At 66.7% G+C, this 17,140-nt stretch carries 16 protein-coding genes; 6 read left to right on the top strand and 10 right to left on the bottom strand.

Annotation, left to right across the window (positions count from 1 at the left end):
• Nucleotides 1-228 precede the first annotated feature (228 nt).
• The gene (locus KBI52_RS21700) at nucleotides 229-555 is read left to right on the top strand and encodes a DUF1127 domain-containing protein (RefSeq protein ID WP_210811639.1); all 327 of its coding nucleotides are present in this window, start codon (nucleotides 229-231) and stop codon (nucleotides 553-555) included.
• On the opposite strand, the gene KBI52_RS21695 is transcribed toward KBI52_RS21700, so the two are convergent.
• From KBI52_RS21695 to KBI52_RS21685, 3 genes are all read right to left on the bottom strand, one after another.
• Entirely contained in the window at nucleotides 552-1,289 is a 738-nt protein-coding gene (locus KBI52_RS21695; protein WP_173946209.1) for a DUF937 domain-containing protein, read from the bottom strand. The two genes, KBI52_RS21700 and KBI52_RS21695, sit on opposite strands and share 4 nt — an antisense overlap.
• 92 nt (nucleotides 1,290-1,381) lie before the next feature.
• The gene (locus KBI52_RS21690) at nucleotides 1,382-2,731 is read right to left on the bottom strand and encodes an MATE family efflux transporter (protein WP_210811637.1); all 1,350 of its coding nucleotides are present in this window, start codon (nucleotides 2,729-2,731) and stop codon (nucleotides 1,382-1,384) included.
• A 32-nt stretch (nucleotides 2,732-2,763) separates the two neighbouring features.
• Complete coding sequence (locus KBI52_RS21685) at nucleotides 2,764-4,611, bottom strand: monovalent cation:proton antiporter-2 (CPA2) family protein (protein ID WP_210811634.1); 1,848 nt, start codon at nucleotides 4,609-4,611, stop codon at nucleotides 2,764-2,766.
• A gap of 340 nt (nucleotides 4,612-4,951) precedes the next feature.
• On the opposite strand from KBI52_RS21685, the gene ispH reads away from it, so the two are divergent.
• From ispH to rnhA, 3 genes are read left to right on the top strand one after another with little or no spacing between them, the layout of a single operon-like run.
• On the top strand, nucleotides 4,952-5,911 hold the full coding sequence (ispH, locus tag KBI52_RS21680; protein ID WP_173946206.1) for a 4-hydroxy-3-methylbut-2-enyl diphosphate reductase: 960 nt from the start codon (nucleotides 4,952-4,954) through the stop codon (nucleotides 5,909-5,911).
• A gap of 3 nt (nucleotides 5,912-5,914) precedes the next feature.
• The gene (locus tag KBI52_RS21675; RefSeq protein WP_210811626.1) at nucleotides 5,915-6,880 is read left to right on the top strand and encodes a homoserine kinase; all 966 of its coding nucleotides are present in this window, start codon (nucleotides 5,915-5,917) and stop codon (nucleotides 6,878-6,880) included.
• On the top strand, nucleotides 6,877-7,344 hold the full coding sequence (gene rnhA, locus KBI52_RS21670) for a ribonuclease HI (RefSeq protein WP_173946204.1): 468 nt from the start codon (nucleotides 6,877-6,879) through the stop codon (nucleotides 7,342-7,344). Before KBI52_RS21675 ends, rnhA begins: the two co-directional genes overlap by 4 nt.
• 161 nt (nucleotides 7,345-7,505) lie before the next feature.
• On the opposite strand, the gene KBI52_RS21665 is transcribed toward rnhA, so the two are convergent.
• On the bottom strand, nucleotides 7,506-7,988 hold the full coding sequence (locus KBI52_RS21665; protein ID WP_173946203.1) for a peroxiredoxin: 483 nt from the start codon (nucleotides 7,986-7,988) through the stop codon (nucleotides 7,506-7,508).
• A gap of 41 nt (nucleotides 7,989-8,029) precedes the next feature.
• On the bottom strand, nucleotides 8,030-8,857 hold the full coding sequence (locus KBI52_RS21660; RefSeq protein ID WP_210811625.1) for a protein-disulfide reductase DsbD domain-containing protein: 828 nt from the start codon (nucleotides 8,855-8,857) through the stop codon (nucleotides 8,030-8,032).
• Nucleotides 8,858-8,963: 106 nt separating this feature from the next.
• Between KBI52_RS21660 and KBI52_RS21655 the strand changes: the two genes are divergently transcribed.
• Nucleotides 8,964-9,575, top strand: coding sequence for a YqgE/AlgH family protein (locus tag KBI52_RS21655; protein WP_173946201.1), 612 nt, complete (start codon nucleotides 8,964-8,966; stop codon nucleotides 9,573-9,575).
• Nucleotides 9,576-9,662: 87 nt separating this feature from the next.
• On the opposite strand, the gene KBI52_RS21650 is transcribed toward KBI52_RS21655, so the two are convergent.
• The 3 genes from KBI52_RS21650 to thrC all read right to left on the bottom strand — a co-directional run bounded on the left by KBI52_RS21650 (nucleotide 9,663) and on the right by thrC (nucleotide 15,439).
• Nucleotides 9,663-12,542, bottom strand: a complete 2,880-nt coding sequence (locus tag KBI52_RS21650; protein ID WP_173946200.1) for an EAL domain-containing protein — start codon at nucleotides 12,540-12,542, stop codon at nucleotides 9,663-9,665.
• A gap of 201 nt (nucleotides 12,543-12,743) precedes the next feature.
• Nucleotides 12,744-14,027, bottom strand: coding sequence for a pitrilysin family protein (locus tag KBI52_RS21645; protein WP_210811624.1), 1,284 nt, complete (start codon nucleotides 14,025-14,027; stop codon nucleotides 12,744-12,746).
• The gene (gene thrC / locus KBI52_RS21640) at nucleotides 14,024-15,439 is read right to left on the bottom strand and encodes a threonine synthase (protein WP_210811622.1); all 1,416 of its coding nucleotides are present in this window, start codon (nucleotides 15,437-15,439) and stop codon (nucleotides 14,024-14,026) included. Before thrC ends, KBI52_RS21645 begins: the two co-directional genes overlap by 4 nt.
• A 137-nt stretch (nucleotides 15,440-15,576) precedes the next feature.
• Between thrC and KBI52_RS21635 the strand changes: the two genes are divergently transcribed.
• Nucleotides 15,577-15,933 carry a hypothetical protein gene (locus KBI52_RS21635; RefSeq protein WP_173946197.1) on the top strand — a complete coding sequence of 119 codons (357 nt, stop codon included), beginning with the start codon at nucleotides 15,577-15,579 and terminating at the stop codon, nucleotides 15,931-15,933.
• Here KBI52_RS21635 and KBI52_RS21630 read toward each other — a convergent pair.
• Together KBI52_RS21630 and KBI52_RS21625 are read right to left on the bottom strand one after the other, a co-directional pair.
• Nucleotides 15,916-16,680: an SURF1 family protein gene (locus tag KBI52_RS21630; protein WP_210811619.1), complete on the bottom strand. Its 765-nt coding sequence runs from the start codon at nucleotides 16,678-16,680 to the stop codon at nucleotides 15,916-15,918. The two genes, KBI52_RS21635 and KBI52_RS21630, sit on opposite strands and share 18 nt — an antisense overlap.
• Nucleotides 16,680-17,048: a DUF983 domain-containing protein gene (locus tag KBI52_RS21625; RefSeq protein WP_173946195.1), complete on the bottom strand. Its 369-nt coding sequence runs from the start codon at nucleotides 17,046-17,048 to the stop codon at nucleotides 16,680-16,682. The genes KBI52_RS21630 and KBI52_RS21625 overlap by 1 nt, the downstream gene beginning before the upstream one ends.
• Between the last annotated feature and the right edge of the window lie 92 nt (nucleotides 17,049-17,140).

The raw sequence follows: 17,140 nt of genomic DNA, 5'->3' as shown, positions 1-17,140 counted from the left end.
GGATGCCCGATGGTAGGTCCTTCCATGAAAGTCGTGGAACGCCGTGGAACATCCCTTGGAACGAGCTCTGGAACGCCCTGAAACGTTCCAACCCGAATCCCTGGAACGCTCCTGGAACGGGTGCTGCAGCAGGCGGGAACGCCCTGCAACATCCTGGAACGCCTTGGAACGCCCGTTCCACGGCGTTCCAAGGCCGATGACCTGAACGTGAGAGCAAGGAGACCTCCGATGAACCGGTCCGCATTATCGACGATGACCTTCTCAGGAACGGCCGCTCTGGGGCTGTTCGCCCGCGCGCTCACGAATCTCGTCAAGGCGCTGCAGCACCGACGGGAGGTCAGGAACCTCGCCGAGTTCGACGACAGGATGCTGGCGGATATCGGGCTGACCCGGGGCGACGTGATGGGCGCGCTCGACGAGCCTCTCACCCGCAACCCGTCATGGGTGTTGGTTCGAAGTGCCGAGCGACATTCCCGCGCCGAAAGGCTCGCCCCTGCGGCAGGGCCGGTCCGGCCCGTGGTTCCAATGGTGAAGCCGCTCAAGCGCTTCGCTTAGGCCTTCCTGTCCTGGCTCTGCCAGGCGTCGCTGAAGATCGACTGAAGGGACGCGAGATACTGCAATTGCATCTCGCGTCCTTTTTCCATCATGTCGTCAAAGGACGCAGACGCGGCGGGAGGTTCCTCCTTCGGGGCCTCCGGACCGGGGGCCTTGAGAACGCTTGCCATCATGTCCTCGAACGGGTTGGCATGCTTCTTCTCGGGCGCCGTTGCGGTCATCCACCCGGCCCAGAGGTCCGCCCAGGGATTGGCGCCGCCCGGCTTCTCCTTCGTGGGGTCTTTGGCCGACGCGAAGGATTGAAGAGCCTGCGCATGCGCGGTCATCCAATGCGACATGCCGCCGGCCATGACGCCGGCGAGAATCGGGAACAATTGCTGCATGGTGTCGGTGCTGATGCCCGCGTAATCGGCGGCCTGATGCGCCACCCGGCGACTGACCTCGTCGGAGCCGAAGAGCTGATCGAGCAGCCGCCGTCCTTCCTGTTGCGCCTGCGGCGAGAAGGAGTTGCCGGCGGCCTGCCAGAAATTCTGAAAGGCGCCGCTCATCATGGATTGGACGAGGCGGGCCGGGTCGTTGGAGGCGGTCGCGTGCTGGAGCCCCATGGCGAAGGCCGGCATGAAGGCGGCCATCGTTTTCTGCGCCTGATCGCCCGACAGGTTGAACTGCTGTGCGAGGGTGGCCAAGGCTGCGTTGGTCTGAGCCTGGCGCATCAGATCGAACCAATTGAACATGGCAGTCTCCTCGCTGACGAAACGCTCGTGGTCGGCCCCAAGGGGGCCATCGGCGAAAACGAACCCGTGATCGATGCCGGCCGCCCAGACCGTCACACGGCCCGGACAGCTTGCCTCTCCAGGCGCCGAATTGTCCAGAACGCAGTGATCACGGCCGCGATCCCGAACACCACGGATCCTGCTCCGATCCCCAGGAGGGCCCCCTTGGGGCCGCCGATCTGAGCGCCGAAATACGCGAACGGGATCATGCCCAGTGTCGCCCGCCCCCAGTTGAAGAAGGTGGAGAGGAGCGGATAGCCCAGATTGTTGAACGACGCATTGGCCACGAAGACGAGGCTCACGAAGAACCAGATGAAACCGCTGAGCTGGCAGAAGAACTGAACGATCTCGGCAGTAACCGGCGGCGCGTTGAACGCCTGGGTGATCGGAACCCGCACGAGGAACAGGATCAGCCACATGCTGCAGACATAGACGGTCATGAAGATCAGTGCATCCTTGAGCGTCTGCTTCATGCGGTCATAGCGCTGAGCGCCCCAGTTCTGCCCGAGCACGGGCCCGATGGCCCCGGCCAGGGCGAAGACTCCCGCGAAGGACACGGGCGTGACCCGATCGATGATCGCCGAGGCGGCGATCGCCTGATCGCCGAACTGCGCCATCACGCCCGTGAAGAAGCCGTTCGCGACGGGCGCCGCGATGTTGGTGAGGATGGCCGGAACCGCGATGGCGAAGAACGGCCGCGCATCGGCGGCCAGCGCCGCCCAGCCGGGCCTACCGAGCAGACGATGAGCGCGGGTGAGATAGAGAAAGCTCACATAGATATACGCCACGCGCGCGATGCCGATGGTCAGCGCCGCGCCGTTGGCCTTCAGGCCGAGACCGAAGATGAGGATGGGATCGAGCACCACCGTGACGGCCGCCACGGACAGGGTGGCGTACATGCTGCGCTTGGCATCGCCGGCTGCGCGCAGCACGGTGGAGAACGCCATGCCGATGGCCATGAGGCCGTTCGTCGGCAGCGTGATCCAAAGGAAGTTGCGGGCCACCTCGTAGGTCTGATCGCTTGCCCCAATCGCGCTCAGGATCAGTGGCAGCAGGGGCAGGATGACGAGGCTGACGACGGTCGCGACCGCCGCCATGAGGATGCAGCACGAGGTGGCGAGACGGCGCGCATCGTCCGGCCGGCGTGCGCCGAGAGCACGCGAGACGAGAGCCCCGATGGGGATCATCAGGCCCACGTTGATCGAGATCGTGAAGAACATCACCACGGTGGCGAGACCCACGCCGGCCGTCAGGCTCGGCTCGTTCAGCCATGAGATGTAGAGCAGGGACACGAGGTCGACGATGAAGATCGCGATGAGACCGACCGACGCCGTTCCGGTCATGACCAGGACGTGGCGCATGGTCGAGCCGACCACGAAGCGTGGCGGGGGCTCGCCCGCCATGCCGACCTTCTTTACCGAGGGCTCCGCGTCCATTACGACACGCCTTCGCCGAGAATGTCCCGCGTCTCCGGGCTGAGAGCCCGGGCCTTGCTCGTGGGAACGGTGAGCGGCTCGGGCGTGATCCTGGCGCCCATCACCAGCTCGGCTCCTCCCATGCTGCCCACCTCTTTCTGCAGCACGAGGCGCGCGATATCGCGCTTGCGCACGTCGTTGGCCGCGGACGCCGCCGCCTCCGGCTCCGTGCCGAGCTCCTCGAGGGCCGCCCGTCCGAACACGATCGCGGATTCGAACACCTCGCGGATCTGGTAATCCACATCCCGGTTCATGAGTTCGATCGCATGGATCCGATCGAAGGCGCGCACGAAGCTGCGGGCGTTCTGGAAGTTCTCATGGATGATCTCGATGATCTTCATGAGCGCCTCCTGGTCGTCGATGCAGATGCAGATCATCTCGGCCTTCTCGGCACCGGCCGCGCGCAGCACGTCGAGGCGGGTTCCGTCGCCGTAATAGACCTGAAGCCCGAACCGGCCCGCGTCGCGGATGCGCTCGACATCCTTGTCGATCACCGTTGCTTCGATGCCCTGCGCGAGCAGAACCTGGTTCACGATCTGGCCGAACCGGCCGAAGCCGATCACGAGAACGCGGCTTTCGAGCTCGCCTTCGAGGCCGGCGAGCCCGGGCAGATCCGGCTGCTCATCGCTCTCACCGCGCTTGGCGACCATTCTTTCGACGAAGGTCGACAGGAGCGGGCCCAGCAGCATGGTGATGGCGGCGAGCGCCGTGACCGGCTGCGCTTCCGCGGGAGACATGAGCCCGAGCCCCGTGGCAACCGGGATCAGCACGAAGGCGAACTCGCCCGCCGTGCACAGTAGCGTGCCCGAACGCAGCCCGTCGCGCCAGCTGGCACCGAAGAGCTTCGACAGAACTGCGATGAGAAGGCTTTTGCCGATGATCACCGCAGGCGCCGCAATGAGGAGCAGCAGCCATTGCTCGCGCACGAGGGCAAGGTCGATGGACATGCCCACGCTCATGAAGAACAGGCCTAGCAGCATACCGCGGAACGGCTCGATATCGGCTTCGAGCTGGTGACGAAAGTTCGACTCGGCGAGCAGCAATCCGGCCAGGAAGGCACCCATCGCCATGGAGAGGCCAACCTCCTGCATGAGCAGGGCGGCACCGAGGACAACAAGAAGCGCGGAGGCGGTCATGACCTCGCGGGCGCCGCTGCGGGCGAGGATGCGAAAGAAGGGGTTGAGGCCGTAACGGCCGACCAGCACGACGGCGGTGATCCCGAGCAGCGCCTCGCCGACCGACAGGAGGCGATCCACGAGGGAGCCCTGCTCCGCCGCCCCGGAGGCGAGCAGCGGCAGAACGGCAAGCAGCGGAACGACGGAGAGGTCCTGGAACAGCAGGATCGCGAAGGAGCGCTGGCCGTACGGCGTCTGCAGGTCGTTCCGCTCGCCCAGCATCTGGAGCGCAATCGCCGTGGCCGAGAGCGCGACGGCCACGCCCGTGACGAAGGAAGCCTCGGCCGAGAACCCGATGGCGTAAGCCGCTCCGCCGAGAACGAGGGCCGTCACGGTCAGCTGGGCCGAGCCGAGGCCGAAGATGTCGCGCTTCATCTCCCAGAGATGGGACAGCTTCAGCTCGAGCCCGATGATGAACAGGAGCAGCACCACGCCCAATTCCGCGACGGTCGCGATGGTCTGGGGATCCTCCACCAGACTCAGGCCCGACGGTCCGATCGCGACGCCAGCCGCGAGATAGCCCAGGACAGCGCTCAGACCGAGGAGCCGGAACACGGGCACGGCCACGACAGCCGCCCCGCAGAAGGTCAGGATAGGTGGAAGGAAGCTGACGTGGGAAGCGGTGGAGGCCATGAGCGATCAGGGAAGGTGACGGGGTGTGTCACCTTTCTAGGGATTCCAACGCCCAAGTGCGAGCGATTCTTGACGGGAACGGCCCCGCTTCGTGCCCCACCGCACAGGTTCGGTTTCCCAACCGCCACGTCATGACCGGGCTCGCCCGGTGATCTCGATTGTTTGGAATGTTGTCCTTTTCCGTATCGAGATGGCCGGCACAAGGCCGGCCATGACGTCGAAACGGCATCGGCATGGCCGGGCTTGTCTCGGCCATGCCGGGAGAGGATGTCACGTCCGCCGCGAAACTGCGTCGCTCCCGCTTGACAGGAGGGGTCTCGTCTCGCCACATCGCCAGATCATGACCAGGCCTTCTCTCGACATTCTGCTCTGTGCCCCGCGCGGCTTCTGCGCCGGGGTCGTCCGTGCCATTGATGCGGTCGAGAAGGCGCTCGCGATCCATGGGGCGCCGGTCTATGTGCGCCATGAGATCGTGCACAACAAATACGTCGTGGAAAACCTGAAGCGGAAGGGCGCGGTCTTCGTCCGGGAGCTCGACGAGGTCCCGGACACGAAGGCGCCGGTGATCTTCTCGGCTCACGGGGTCCCCAAATCGGTCCCGGAGGCGGCGGCCGCCCGCAGCCTCTTCGGGATCGACGCCACCTGTCCGCTGGTGACCAAGGTGCACCGGGAGGCACAAGTCCACTACAAGCGGGGCCGCCACATCATCCTGATCGGCCATGCGGGGCATCCGGAGGTGATCGGCACCATGGGCCAGTTGCCCGACGGGGCCGCCACCCTGGTGGAGACCGTGGACGACATCGCCCGGATGCAGCCTGCGGACCCGGACAACCTGGCCTTCGTCACCCAGACGACCCTCTCGGTCGACGACACCCAGGACATGGTGGATGCCCTGAGGGCACGGTTCCCGTCGATCGTCGGCCCGCACAAGGAAGACATCTGCTACGCCACCACCAACCGACAGGGCGCGGTCAAGCGCGTGGCGCCCCTGGTCGATGCCATGATCGTGGTGGGCTCGCCCAATTCCTCCAATTCCCAGCGCCTGCGGGAGGTGGCCGAGCGGGAAGGCTGCTCCCTGGTCCGGCTGATCCTGCGGGCCGAGGACATCGACTGGAGCCTGTTCGGGAACATCCGCAGTCTCGGCATCACGGCCGGCGCGTCGGCGCCCGAGATCCTGGTCGAGGAGATCATCGATGCGTTCGCGGAACGTTTCGAGGTGTCGGTCGAGAGCGTGTCGACGGCGGACGAGAGCGTTTTCTTTCCTTTGCCTCGCGAGCTTCGTGAGCAGGCGGCGGAGTAAGCGGTGGCGGTCTATACGGAAGTCAGCGACGAGGAGCTGTCGGCTTTCCTCGATACCTACGACATCGGTACGGTGCTCTCCTACAAGGGCATCGCCGAGGGCGTGGAGAACACCAACTATTTCCTTCACACTACGAAGGGCTCCTACATCCTGACCCTCTACGAGAAGCGGGTGCGGGAGGACGACCTGCCCTTCTTCCTCGGCCTCATGCAGCATCTGGCTGTGAGGGGGCTGAACTGCCCGCTGCCGGTCAACAACCGCCGGGGCGAGCCCCTCGGGCGCGTGGCCGGCCGGCCGGCGGTGATCATCACGTTTCTCGAAGGCATCGCGATCCGCCGTCCCACGGCGCAGCATTGCGGTGCGCTCGGTGCCGCCCTGGCGAAGCTGCATCTGGCCGGGCAGGACTTCACGATGCGGCGGCCCAACGCCCTCTCGCTGGAGGCATGGGCGCCGCTCTTCGCCCAGGCCGAGGCTCAGGCCGACACGGTCTCGATCGGCCTCGCCGAGCGCACGCGGCGCGAGCTCGCAAGCCTCGCGGACGCCTGGCCCCACGACCTGCCGTCCGGGATCATCCATGCGGATCTGTTCACCGACAACGTGTTCTTCATCGGGTCCGAGGTGTCGGGGCTGATCGATTTCTACTTCGCCTGCACGGACGCCTTCGCGTACGACGTCGCGATCTGCCTCAATGCCTGGTGCTTCGAGATCGACGCCTCGTTCAACCTGACCAAGGGGCGGGCGATGCTGGCGGGCTACCAGTCGGTGCGGCGCCTGGAGCCGGCCGAGGTCGAGGCCCTGCCGATCCTCTGCCGGGGCTCCGCCATGCGCTTCATGCTGACCCGCCTGGTCGACTGGCTCAACGTGCCGCCGGGTGCCCTGGTGAAGCCGAAGGACCCGCTGGAATACGACCGCAAGCTCAACTTCCACCGCCATGTGAAGCATGCGCGCGAACTCGGGCTCGGCGCATGAGCGGGGCGGAGCGCGTGATGATCTACACGGACGGCGCCTGCTCGGGAAATCCCGGGCCGGGCGGCTGGGCGGCGATCCTGTTCTTCAAGGGCAGCGAGAAGGAGGTCTCCGGCGGGGAGGCTCACACCACCAACAACCGCATGGAGATCCGCGCGGCCATCGAGGGCCTGAACGCCCTCAAGCGGTCCTGCGCGGTCGATCTCTTCACGGATTCGCAGTATGTGCGCCAGGGCATCACGCAATGGATGCACAACTGGAAGCGGCGCGGCTGGCGCACCGCCGACAACAAGCCGGTGAAGAACGAGGATCTCTGGCGCGAACTCGACGCGGCCGCGTCCCGGCACGACGTGGCCTGGCACTGGGTCAAGGGGCACGCGGACGATCCGACCAACATCCGGGTCGACGAACTCGCCGTCGCGGCGATGAAGCCGTTCAAGAGCCAGGGCCGCAGAGCGCGCGTCTGACCGTCCGTTGCGGCACTCTCCGGTCCTGCCGCCTGGCACGTCATGGCCGGCCCTGTGCCGGCCATCCCGATGCGAAAAGCGCCGCGTCTCTTCGATCGAGGTCACCGGCACAAGGCCGGTGATGACGAGAGGTGAACGTCCGATCCATTGCTGGAGACGGATCAGAGATCCTTCATGATGTTCTCGGCGCCGGAATGCTGCGCCTTGGAGGGGGCATCCTCCACGTTGATCGCCCGGACCACGCCGTCGTCGACCACCATCGAATAGCGCTGCGAGCGGGTGCCGAGGCCGAAGCCCGAGCCGTCCATGGACAGGCCGATGGCCTTGGCGAAATCGCCATTGCCGTCGGACAGGAACTCGATGCCCTCGGCCCCGGAGGCCTTGCTCCAGGCATCAAGCACGAAGACGTCGTTGACCGACGTGACGAGGATGGAATCCACGCCCTTGGCCCGGATCTCGTCCTTCTTCTGCACGTAGCCGGGCAGGTGGTTGCGATGGCAGGTCGGCGTGAAGGCGCCGGGCACGGCGACGAGAACCACCTTGCGGCCCTTGAACAGGTCGTCGGTCGTCTTGGCGACCGGCCCGTCGGGGGTCATGATGCGGAAGGTGACCTGGGGAAGGCGTTCTCCAACCTGGATGGGCATGGGCATATGTCTCCGAAGGAATGCCGTTGAATGCTCCATCCCTAGCGCGGCAGCCCATTCCCGTCGAGGCTCACGTCCGTCTCGACGGACTTTCCCCCGGCCACGAGCGTCAGGCGCAGGGGGACGGCCGCCGCGGCCTCCTTGGGCTTGTCCTCGACGGTGACCGTGAAGCGGTTCGCTTGGTCGGGCAGGGAGGTCGAGACAATCCAGTTCTCCGGACCCTCGGCGAACAGGGAGGGCTTTGCGCCCTCCGGGGCACGCACCGTAACGGAATAGGCTGGCTTGTCCCGCGTCGCGGGCTCGACGGACAGCACCGCCAGATCGGCCGGGGCTCCGAGAGGCTGCGGGCGCGGCACCTTCGCGAGAGCCGCCTCGATGGCGTCCCGGTCCTGGCCGCCGGCGGTGAGGTCGAGGCTCAGATCGGCCCGGGCCGGAATGCAGATGTCCTTGCAGACCCCGTATTCGGCCGCCAGGACGAGCCTGACCGGCTTGGTCCTGTCCTGTGCCCTGACCAGGACGGGCAGCACGACCTTCTTGCCGTAGACATAGGCCACGCCCGCGGCATCCTCGTGCCGGGTGGGGGCGGGATAGCGGATCTCGGTGCCGGCCACGTTCTCGGAGCCGGTCCAGTCGAAACGGGGCGGCAGGCCGGAATCGCCCGGATTGCGCCAGTAGGTCTTGAAGCCCGGGTCGAGGGCGATTTCGATCCCGGCAAGCCAGACGTCCCCCTGCTGCCCCCCGGAGATCAGGCGGGCGCGGGAATGGAAGCCCTGGGACGAGGCGGGTTGCTTGGCGGGCTGTGCGGCGATGGCGGTGACGGACAAGAACAAAAAAATCGCGACCGAAACGGTGCGGAACATGAATGCCATGGAACTGACACCTCCCTGACGCGCTTCCCTTATGCATTTATCTTCGGGCCCGCCATCCACGATCCTGTGATCGGGGGCTTGGGTCCGGCAAGGCAGAATTTAGCATATGGGCTCTTTCCTTCCTTCCTACGACACCGGATCCCCTTACCTGGACGGGCAGGTCCTCGTGGCCATGCCGGGCATGATGGACGAGCGCTTCGCGCGGTCGGTCATCTACATCTGCGCCCATTCGGCCGAAGGCGCGATGGGGATCGTCCTCAACCGGCCGGCCGCCAACCTGAACATGCCGGACCTGCTGGTGCAGCTCGAGATCCTTCCCGAGCCGGATCGCATCCGGCTGCCGCAGAAGGTGGGCTCCATGCAGGTGCTGATGGGGGGGCCCGTTGAGACAAGCCGGGGCTTCGTTCTCCATTCCCCGGACTTCCACCTCGCCCAATCGACCCTGCCCATCGACGACAGCATCTGCCTCACCGCGACCATCGATATCCTGCGCGCCATCGCCCGGGGCGACGGGCCGGAGAACGCGGTGCTGGCCTTGGGCTATGCAGGCTGGGGCGCCGGGCAGCTCGAGATGGAGCTGCAGGCCAACGGCTGGCTCAACTGCCCGGCCGACGCGGAGCTCGTCTTCAACACCGCGGCCGACCTGCGCTACGAGATGGCCCTGCGCCGGATCGGGATCGAACCCGCCATGCTGTCGATGGAAACCGGCCACGCCTAGCGCGTCGTGCGGCCCTCCGGGTCCGCCCCGAACGATGCGCCGGCCAAGACGAAGAGCATCGGCTCGATGCTCTAGGGCGACGGTTTCTTACGCCGCCGCCGGGGCCGCGCCGACGAGCTGGCGGGCCTGCAGGGTCGACATCGGCTCTCCGAAGACCGGTCCCTGGGCGTATTCGCACCCGAGCTGGTAGAGCTCGATCACCTCCGATTCGCTTTCCGCCCCCTCGGCCACGATCTCCATGCCGAGCTCATGGGCCATCTTGACGATGGAGCGCAGGATGACCGGCTTGCCGGAGCCCATCAGGCGCACGAAGGACTCGTCCACCTTGATCGTATCGAACGGGAATCGCTGCAGGTAGGAGAGGGCGGAGTAGCCGGTCCCGAAATCATCGAGCGAGAGGCCCGCTCCGAGATCGCGCAGGCGCGTGAGCATCTGGGCGGAATATTCCGGATTCTCCATCACGAGGCTCTCGGTCATCTCGATCTTGAGCGTGCCGGGAACGACCCCCGTGCGGGCCACGACCGATTTCACGTCCTGCAGCAGGTCGTGGCGCAGCAGGTGATGGCTCGACATGTTGACGCTGGCGAAGATCGGCGGCTCGACCTCGAGGGCATTCTGCCACGCGGCGAGCTCGCGGCCCGTCTGCTCCAGCAGGAAGACGCTGAGCTTGATGATCAGCCCAGTCTCCTCGGCGATCGACATGAAGTCTTCGGGCCCGATCCGTCCGAGACGCGGATGGTCCCAGCGCAGCATCGATTCGAAGCCCGCGATGGTCCTGTCCTCCAGGCGCACGATGGGCTTGAACAGCACGCGCATCTCGTTGCGGTCGAGCGCGTGGCGCAAGTCCGTCTCCATGGTGAAATGGTCGCTGCGGTCCGAGCGCATGGTCGGCCGGAACACCTCGATCCGGTCGCCGCCGTGGCGCCGCGCATGGGCCATGGCGATCTCGGCGTTGCGCAGCACCTCCTCGCGCCGCGCCGCGATCTGCGGATCGTAGAGGGCGATACCGATGGACGCGGTGAGGAAGATCTCGCGCTCCGCATAGGTGAACGGCGTGGTCACGACGCGCCTGACCATGTCGGCGAAGGAGATGATGCGGTCGGGTTCGCGCTCGGAGAGCAGGATGATGGCGAACTCGTCGCCCGAGATGCGCGCGAGCGTGTCCTGCGGCTTGAGCAGGCGGCTCAGGCGGCGGGAGAGGGTGAGCAGCACCGAGTCGCCGGCCGCGTATCCCGCCGTCGCGTTCGCGTCCTTCAGTTTGTCGATGTCGACGACGAGCACGGTGGGACGCAAGGCATCGTCCTGGCCGGCGAAGGTGAGGGCGGCCTCCAGCCGGTCGTAGAAGAGCTGCCGGTTCGGCAGACTCGTCAGGTTGTCGTGCACCGCGTCGTAGAGCAGGCGCTCTTCGGCGGTCTTGCTGTCCATGACGTCGGCCAGGGTCCCGACGATGCGCAGCACCTCGCCGTCCGAGCCGATCACGGGCCGCGCCTTCAGGCGATACCAATTGTGCGCGCCGGACGCCGAGCGCAGGCGGAAGTCCTGGGTCAGCCGGCCGCGGCGCTGCTCGATCACCGCATCGAGGGCGAGCCGGTAGCGGTCCTTGTCGAAGGGATGGATCAGGTCGAACCAGGCGGAGGCGGGTCCTTCGAGCGAGCCGCGCTTCAATCCGAGCTGATGCTCGACCTCGGGGCTGACGAAGATGTTGTCGGAGACCACGTCCCAGTCGAACACGATGTCGCCGGCGCCGGTCAGGGCCAGGGCCCGGCGTTCCGTGTCGTTCACGAAGCCGCGCGTGAAGGCACCGCCCGCGAAGGCGTGCTGCATGACCGTGAAGCCGATGAGCATGACGACGAGAACGAGGCCGCCGACGAGGGCCGGGGGAACGAGGTCCGACGTGAGCTGGCCGACGACCGTGAAGCTCGCGGCCGTCACCCAGGCGACCAGGAGGAGCCACGTGGGGACGAGCATCACCGCGCGGTCGTAGCCGTGCGTGGCCAGATGGATCACGAGGACGAAGCCGATGCCGGCGACGGCCGCGATCGACATGCGGGCGACGCCCGAGGCCACCGGTGGATCGACGATGGCCAGCGCCACCATGGCCCCGAGGAACAGCAGCCAGAAGGCGGTCACGTGGCTGTAGCGCACGTGCCAGCGGTTGAGATTGAGGTAGGCGAAGAGGAAGACGAGCAGCGTCGCCGAGAGCACCGCCTCCGCGCCGGCGCGATAGACCTGCTCGGTCGCTTCGCTGATCGGGAAGATGCGTTGGAAGAAGCCGAAATCGATGCACGCATAAGCCAGCACCGCCCAGGCCAGGGCGGCGGCGGCCGGGAAGATCAAGGCGCCCTTCACCACGAACACGATGGTCAGGAACAGGGCCAGCAGGCCCGCGATGCCGATGATGATGCCCTTGTAGAGGGTCAGCCCGTTGACCCTGTCCTTGTAGGCATTGGCGTCCCACAGGTGGAGCTGGGGTAGATTGTTGGAGCGCAGCTCCGCCACGAAGGTGACGGTCGTGCCCGGATCGAGGGTGATGAGGAAGATGTCCGCATCCGCGCTGTCGTCCCGATCGGGTCGGATGCCCTGGCTCGCGGTGATCGCGGCGATCCGGGTCGCGCCCAGATCCGGCCAGAGAACGCCGGAGCCGGTCAGGCGGAAATGCGGCGCGACCAGAAGGCGGTCGACCTGCTCGTCGGTATCGTTGGTGAGCGCGAAGACAATCCAATCGGGCCGGGTTCCGGCCTCGCGCGCCTTCACGGCGATGCGCCGGACGATGCCGTCGCGCCCCGGCGCCGTGGAAATCCTGATCTCGTCCCCGTCCGAGTTGTAGCGCTCGATGGCCGGGGTGAGATCAATGGCCTTCATCTTGGGATCGACGCGAACGGATTCGACCGCCCAGCCGGACGACGGAAAGGCCAGCCCCAGGAATGCCGCCAAAAGAAGGGTTATGGCGAAAGATACGATCCGCAATGCTTCGGTCTTTCGTCCGGTACTAAAACAGTGGAACAGGATTGGTACCGGTCAGGAGCCTTGAGAGCAAGCTGGGGCCGGAGGGGCCCGTCACTTGTCCGCAGGACTCGTTTGTTATCGTTACTATGTGGCCATGAGGCCAGTTTGCGGCGGGATTGAGGAGAATTAGCCGTGACCATGGGGAAGGTCCGGCTAAAAAATTCAGGTCCGCAGCGCTGCGGCGATCTCGTCCAGGGAGGACAGCTCCTTGATGGGGCCTATTGCCGCCAGGGTCGGGGCTCCCTGCAGAAGCCGGCGTCCGGCATCGCGGACATGCTCGACATCGAGGGCATCGACCTTCCTGATGATCTCCTCGCTCGCCACCACGCGGCCCCAGGACAGGAGCTGGCGGGCGACGCGCTCGATCCGGCCGCCCGGTGTCTCCAGGGCCGTCAGGAGGGCGACCTTCATCTGCGCCTTGGCGCGGACGAGCTCGATCTCGCTGATGTCGCGGGTCGCCTGCGCCATGCAGGCGAGCGTCACGTCCATGAGCTCGCGCACGTCCGAGCCCGCCGTTCCGGCTCCGATGCCGAAGAGTCCACAATCGGAAAACGGCCAGTGGAAGGAGTCGATCGAATAGGCGAGGCCGCGGGTCTCGCGGACCTCGTGCCACAGGCGCGAAGTGAGGCCGCCGCCTAGCATGTGGGCGAAGAGATGGACCGCGTAATAGCCGGGGTCCTTGAACGAGAGGCCGGGCAGGCCGAGCACCAGGTTGGCCTGTTCGAGCTTGCGCGAAATCCGCCTCTCGCCGCCCGCGTAGCGCCCCTGTTCCGGCTGGCGCGGAGCAACCGCCGGCATCCCGCCGAACAGGCGTTCCGCCAGGTCGACGATCTGGCTGTGCTCCACGTCGCCGGCCGCGGCCAGCACCATCTTGCCCGGCGTGTATTCGCGGGCCAGGAAGGCGCGGATCGCCGCCTCGTCGAAGCTCCTGATCGTCTCCGGCGTGCCGAGGATCGGCCGCCCGACCGCTTGGTTCGGGAATGCCGTTTCCATGAAGGCGTCGTAGATCAGGTCGTCGGGCGTGTCCTCGACGGCCGCGTATTCCTGCAGGATCACGCCCTTTTCGCGCGCGAGCTCGCCCGCATCGAACGCGGAGTTGATCAGGATGTCGCCCAGCACGTCGAGCGCGACATCCACGTTCTCGCCGAGAACGCGGGCCGTGTAGCTCGTGTATTCGACGCTGGTGGCGGCATTGATGTCGCCGCCGACGTTCTCGATGTCCTCGGCGATCTGGCGCGCCGAGCGGCGGGCCGTGCCCTTGAACGCCATATGCTCGATGAGATGCGAGAGCCCGTGCTCGTGGGCCTGCTCATGCCGCGAGCCGGTGCCGACCCACACGCCCAGGGTCGCCGTGGCGATCGCGGGCATCCGCTCGGTGGCGACCATCAGGCCATTGGACAGGGTCGTGATCTCGATCCGCTTCTCGTGGACGAAGTGCTGGTTCATGCGGCCGCGCCTTTGACCGCCCGCGCGCGCTCGCGGATGAAGCGCTCGACCGCAGCCTGGTCGTTGGGAAGAACCGTGAAGCTCTCCCTGCGCTCCATCAGATCAGCCATGTGCGGCGGAAGTGCGGGGCGAAGGCCCGTGGCGCGCTCGACCGCATCGGGGAACTTGGCGGGATGCGCGGTGGACAGGGCCACGACGGGAGTTGCGGGATCCCGCTCGAGCAGGGTGCGCGCCGCGCGGGTGCCGACCGCGCTGTGCGGATCGAGCACGTAGCCGGTGGCGCGATAGGTGTCGGCCATCTCGGCCATCACGTGGTCCTCGTTCACGGCCCTGGCCGAGAACTCCTCGCGGATGCGGGCGAGAGGGCCGGCCTCGATCATGAAGGCGCGTGACTGGGCGAGGCTCGCCATGAGGCGGCGGACCGCCCCGCCGTCGCGGCCATAGGCCTCGAACAGCAGGCGCTCGAAATTGGACGAGATCTGGATGTCCATGGAGGGCGAGGTCGTGGGTTCGACGCCCTTGATCTCGTAGGACCCGGAGCCGAGGGTACGGGCCAGGATATCGTTGGCGTTGGTGCCGATCATCAGCCGGTCGATGGGAAGGCCCATGCGCTTGGCCACGTAAGCGGCCAGGATGTCGCCGAAATTGCCGGTCGGTACCGAGAACGAGACCGGGCGGTGAGGGGAGCCCAGCGCCACGGCGGCGGTGAAGTAGTAGACCGCCTGCGCGGCGACACGGGCCCAGTTGATCGAGTTCACGCCGGAGAGCTGCAGCTCGTCGCGGAAGCGGGCATGGTTGAACATGCCCTTCACCATGGTCTGGCAATCGTCGAACGTGCCCTCGACGGCGAGCGCATGGACGTTCGGCGAGGCCACCGTGGTCATCTGCCGCCGCTGCACGTCCGAGACGCGCCCATGCGGGTAGAGGATGAAGATATCGACCTGATCGAGGCCCTTGAACGCCTCGACGGCGGCGCTGCCCGTGTCGCCCGAGGTCGCGCCCACGATGGTCGCGCGGGCGCCGCGGGCCTTGAGCACGTGATCCATGAGCCGGCCGAGGAGCTGCATGGCCACGTCCTTGAAGGCGAGCGTGGGACCGTGGAACAGCTCGAGCACGAAGAGATTGTCGCCGATCTGGGTCAGCGGGCACACGGCCGCGTGACGGAAGGAGGCGTAGGACTCGTCGATCATGCGGCCGAGGTCGGCCTCCGGAATGTCGCCATCGACCAGCGGGCCGAGCACGGCCTTCGCGACATCCCCATAGGGCTTGCCGGCAAAGCCCCGGATCGTGTCCTGGGACAGGGCCGGCCAGTGGTCCGGCAGGTAGAGCCCGCCGTCCCGGGCGAGGCCGGTCAGCAAGGCATCGGCGAAGCCGAGCGCCGGGGCTTCCCCCCGGGTCGAGATATGGAGCACGGTGGATCTCCTGGAAATTCGGCCGGACATTAGGGGGAGCGGCCGATTGCGGCAAGCCGCATCGGGCCGCACCCGGCGGACTTGGTCGGCGGATTCTGCTATCCTGATGCGGCATGGCTTTCGGCGAGGGTGGTCCCATGCACATGACCCGAATCGACTGGATCCTGCTGCCGATCCTGGTGGCCGTGCTGGCAGGGGCCGTCCTGGCGGCTTATCTCGTTGCCGGCTTCCTCGGCCTGGGCGTCCTGGGCCTCGTCATCGGGGTCATGGCCCAGCGCATCGAACTGGAGAAGGACGGGGCCACCAGCAACGTCATGACGACCTCGCTCTACGCCGAGCAGATCAAGGCCCAGGAGACCATGAGCCGGGCCGAACGCGCCGAGCGCCGCGAGGAGGCGCGCGTCCTGCTGAAGGTCCTTTCCATCGCGAAGATCGTCAGTGCCGGGTTCGTCATCCTCGGGTTCGGGCTCTTCTTCCTATTCCAGCTCGGCTGAGGCCGGCTCCTTCAGCCGCCGCCAGGCGAAGGCCGTGAAGACGCCGATCAGCGTGAGGGCGATCCCGAACCAGGTGACGGCATATTGGAGATGGTTGTTCGGCAGGGTGAGCGGGGTCAGGCCGCCCCGGGGCCAGCCGCCCGGGTTGGGGCTCCCGTCGGCGTCGATCAGGAACGGCGCGACGCGCGTGAGCCCATGGGCCGCCGCGATGGCCTGCGGGTCGCGGGCGAACCACTGGTTCCGGCCGGGATCGTCCTTCGGCGTGAACGTGTTGCGGGCTTCGGGCGCCCGCACGAGGCCGGTGAGTGTCACCTCGCCGGCGGGCTGGCTTCCGGGCCGACGGGCCGGATCGCGCAGGTCCATGGGCACGAAGCCGCGGTTGACCATCACGATGGCCCCGCCGGCGAGCTTCAGGGGCGTGACCAGGTAATAGCCCTGGAGCGGCGCGCCCTGGCGGTCGCCGGGAGCGAGGCCGTACACGGGAGCTTCGAACTCATGGAGGAAGGTGCCGGTCACCCGCACCTTGCGGAACTCGTCCTGGTCCGCCCGCCATGCGGTCCAGTCGGTCTCGGGCACGATGGCGCCGGGCTCGCCATAGGCCCGGGCCTCGATCTGGGCGATCAGGTCTTCCTTCCAGGCCTTGCGCTGGAGCTGCCAGGTGCCGAGGCCGACGAGAATGGCGAGCGCGACGAGCGCCGCCAGCCCCGGGATGATCAGCGAGCGGCCCTTGTGAGACGAGGCAGTCACTAGTGAAAGCGCCCTTCCTCGGCCTTGTGGTGGTATTGCAGGTTCACCAGAACGCCCTTGAGCGGCCGGACGAGGACGAGGCTCAGGACGATGCTCAGGGCCGTCCACATGACCAGGTGGAGCCAGATCGGCGGGGCATAGGTGAACTCCACCCAGAGAGCGAGGGCCACCACCACGATGCCGACGAAGGACATGACGAAGAAAGCCGGGCCGTCGCCCGTATCGGCGAAGGCGAGGTCGAGGCCGCAGGCCTCGCATTTTGGCCGAACCCTCAGGTAGCCCTGGAAGAGATGCCCTTTGCCGCAACGCGGGCACAGGCCCTTGAGGCCGGTGAGGATGGGCGAGGGGGCGGACGGGTCATGGGCCACGGCGTTTCTCCAAAGGGTTGCCGGTCAACGAACTCCCCGGGCGTTGGTGCCGGGAGGGCTCAAAAAGCGAAGGGCGGCCTTGAGAGCCGCCC

Origin of the sequence: Microvirga sp. HBU67558 (assembly GCF_018069605.1) — a bacterium.
Classification (GTDB): domain Bacteria; phylum Pseudomonadota; class Alphaproteobacteria; order Rhizobiales; family Beijerinckiaceae; genus Microvirga; species Microvirga terrae.
The sequence above is the reverse complement of the archived record's forward strand: the minus strand, read 5'-3'. Positions and strand labels throughout refer to the sequence as shown.

What these genes read in the sequence shown, in the direction of transcription:
- KBI52_RS21700 (WP_210811639.1), top strand. Translation starts at nt 229, where the DNA reads ATGAACCGGTCCGCATTATCGACGATGACCTTCTCAGGAACGGCCGCT.
- KBI52_RS21695 (WP_173946209.1), bottom strand. Translation starts at nt 1,289, where the DNA reads ATGTTCAATTGGTTCGATCTGATGCGCCAGGCTCAGACCAACGCAGCC.
- KBI52_RS21690 (WP_210811637.1), bottom strand. Translation starts at nt 2,731, where the DNA reads ATGGCGGGCGAGCCCCCGCCACGCTTCGTGGTCGGCTCGACCATGCGC.
- KBI52_RS21685 (WP_210811634.1), bottom strand. Translation starts at nt 4,611, where the DNA reads ATGGCCTCCACCGCTTCCCACGTCAGCTTCCTTCCACCTATCCTGACC.
- ispH (WP_173946206.1), top strand. Translation starts at nt 4,952, where the DNA reads ATGACCAGGCCTTCTCTCGACATTCTGCTCTGTGCCCCGCGCGGCTTC.
- rnhA (WP_173946204.1), top strand. Translation starts at nt 6,877, where the DNA reads ATGAGCGGGGCGGAGCGCGTGATGATCTACACGGACGGCGCCTGCTCG.
- KBI52_RS21665 (WP_173946203.1), bottom strand. Translation starts at nt 7,988, where the DNA reads ATGCCCATCCAGGTTGGAGAACGCCTTCCCCAGGTCACCTTCCGCATC.
- KBI52_RS21660 (WP_210811625.1), bottom strand. Translation starts at nt 8,857, where the DNA reads ATGGCATTCATGTTCCGCACCGTTTCGGTCGCGATTTTTTTGTTCTTG.
- KBI52_RS21655 (WP_173946201.1), top strand. Translation starts at nt 8,964, where the DNA reads ATGGGCTCTTTCCTTCCTTCCTACGACACCGGATCCCCTTACCTGGAC.
- KBI52_RS21645 (WP_210811624.1), bottom strand. Translation starts at nt 14,027, where the DNA reads ATGAACCAGCACTTCGTCCACGAGAAGCGGATCGAGATCACGACCCTG.
- KBI52_RS21635 (WP_173946197.1), top strand. Translation starts at nt 15,577, where the DNA reads ATGCACATGACCCGAATCGACTGGATCCTGCTGCCGATCCTGGTGGCC.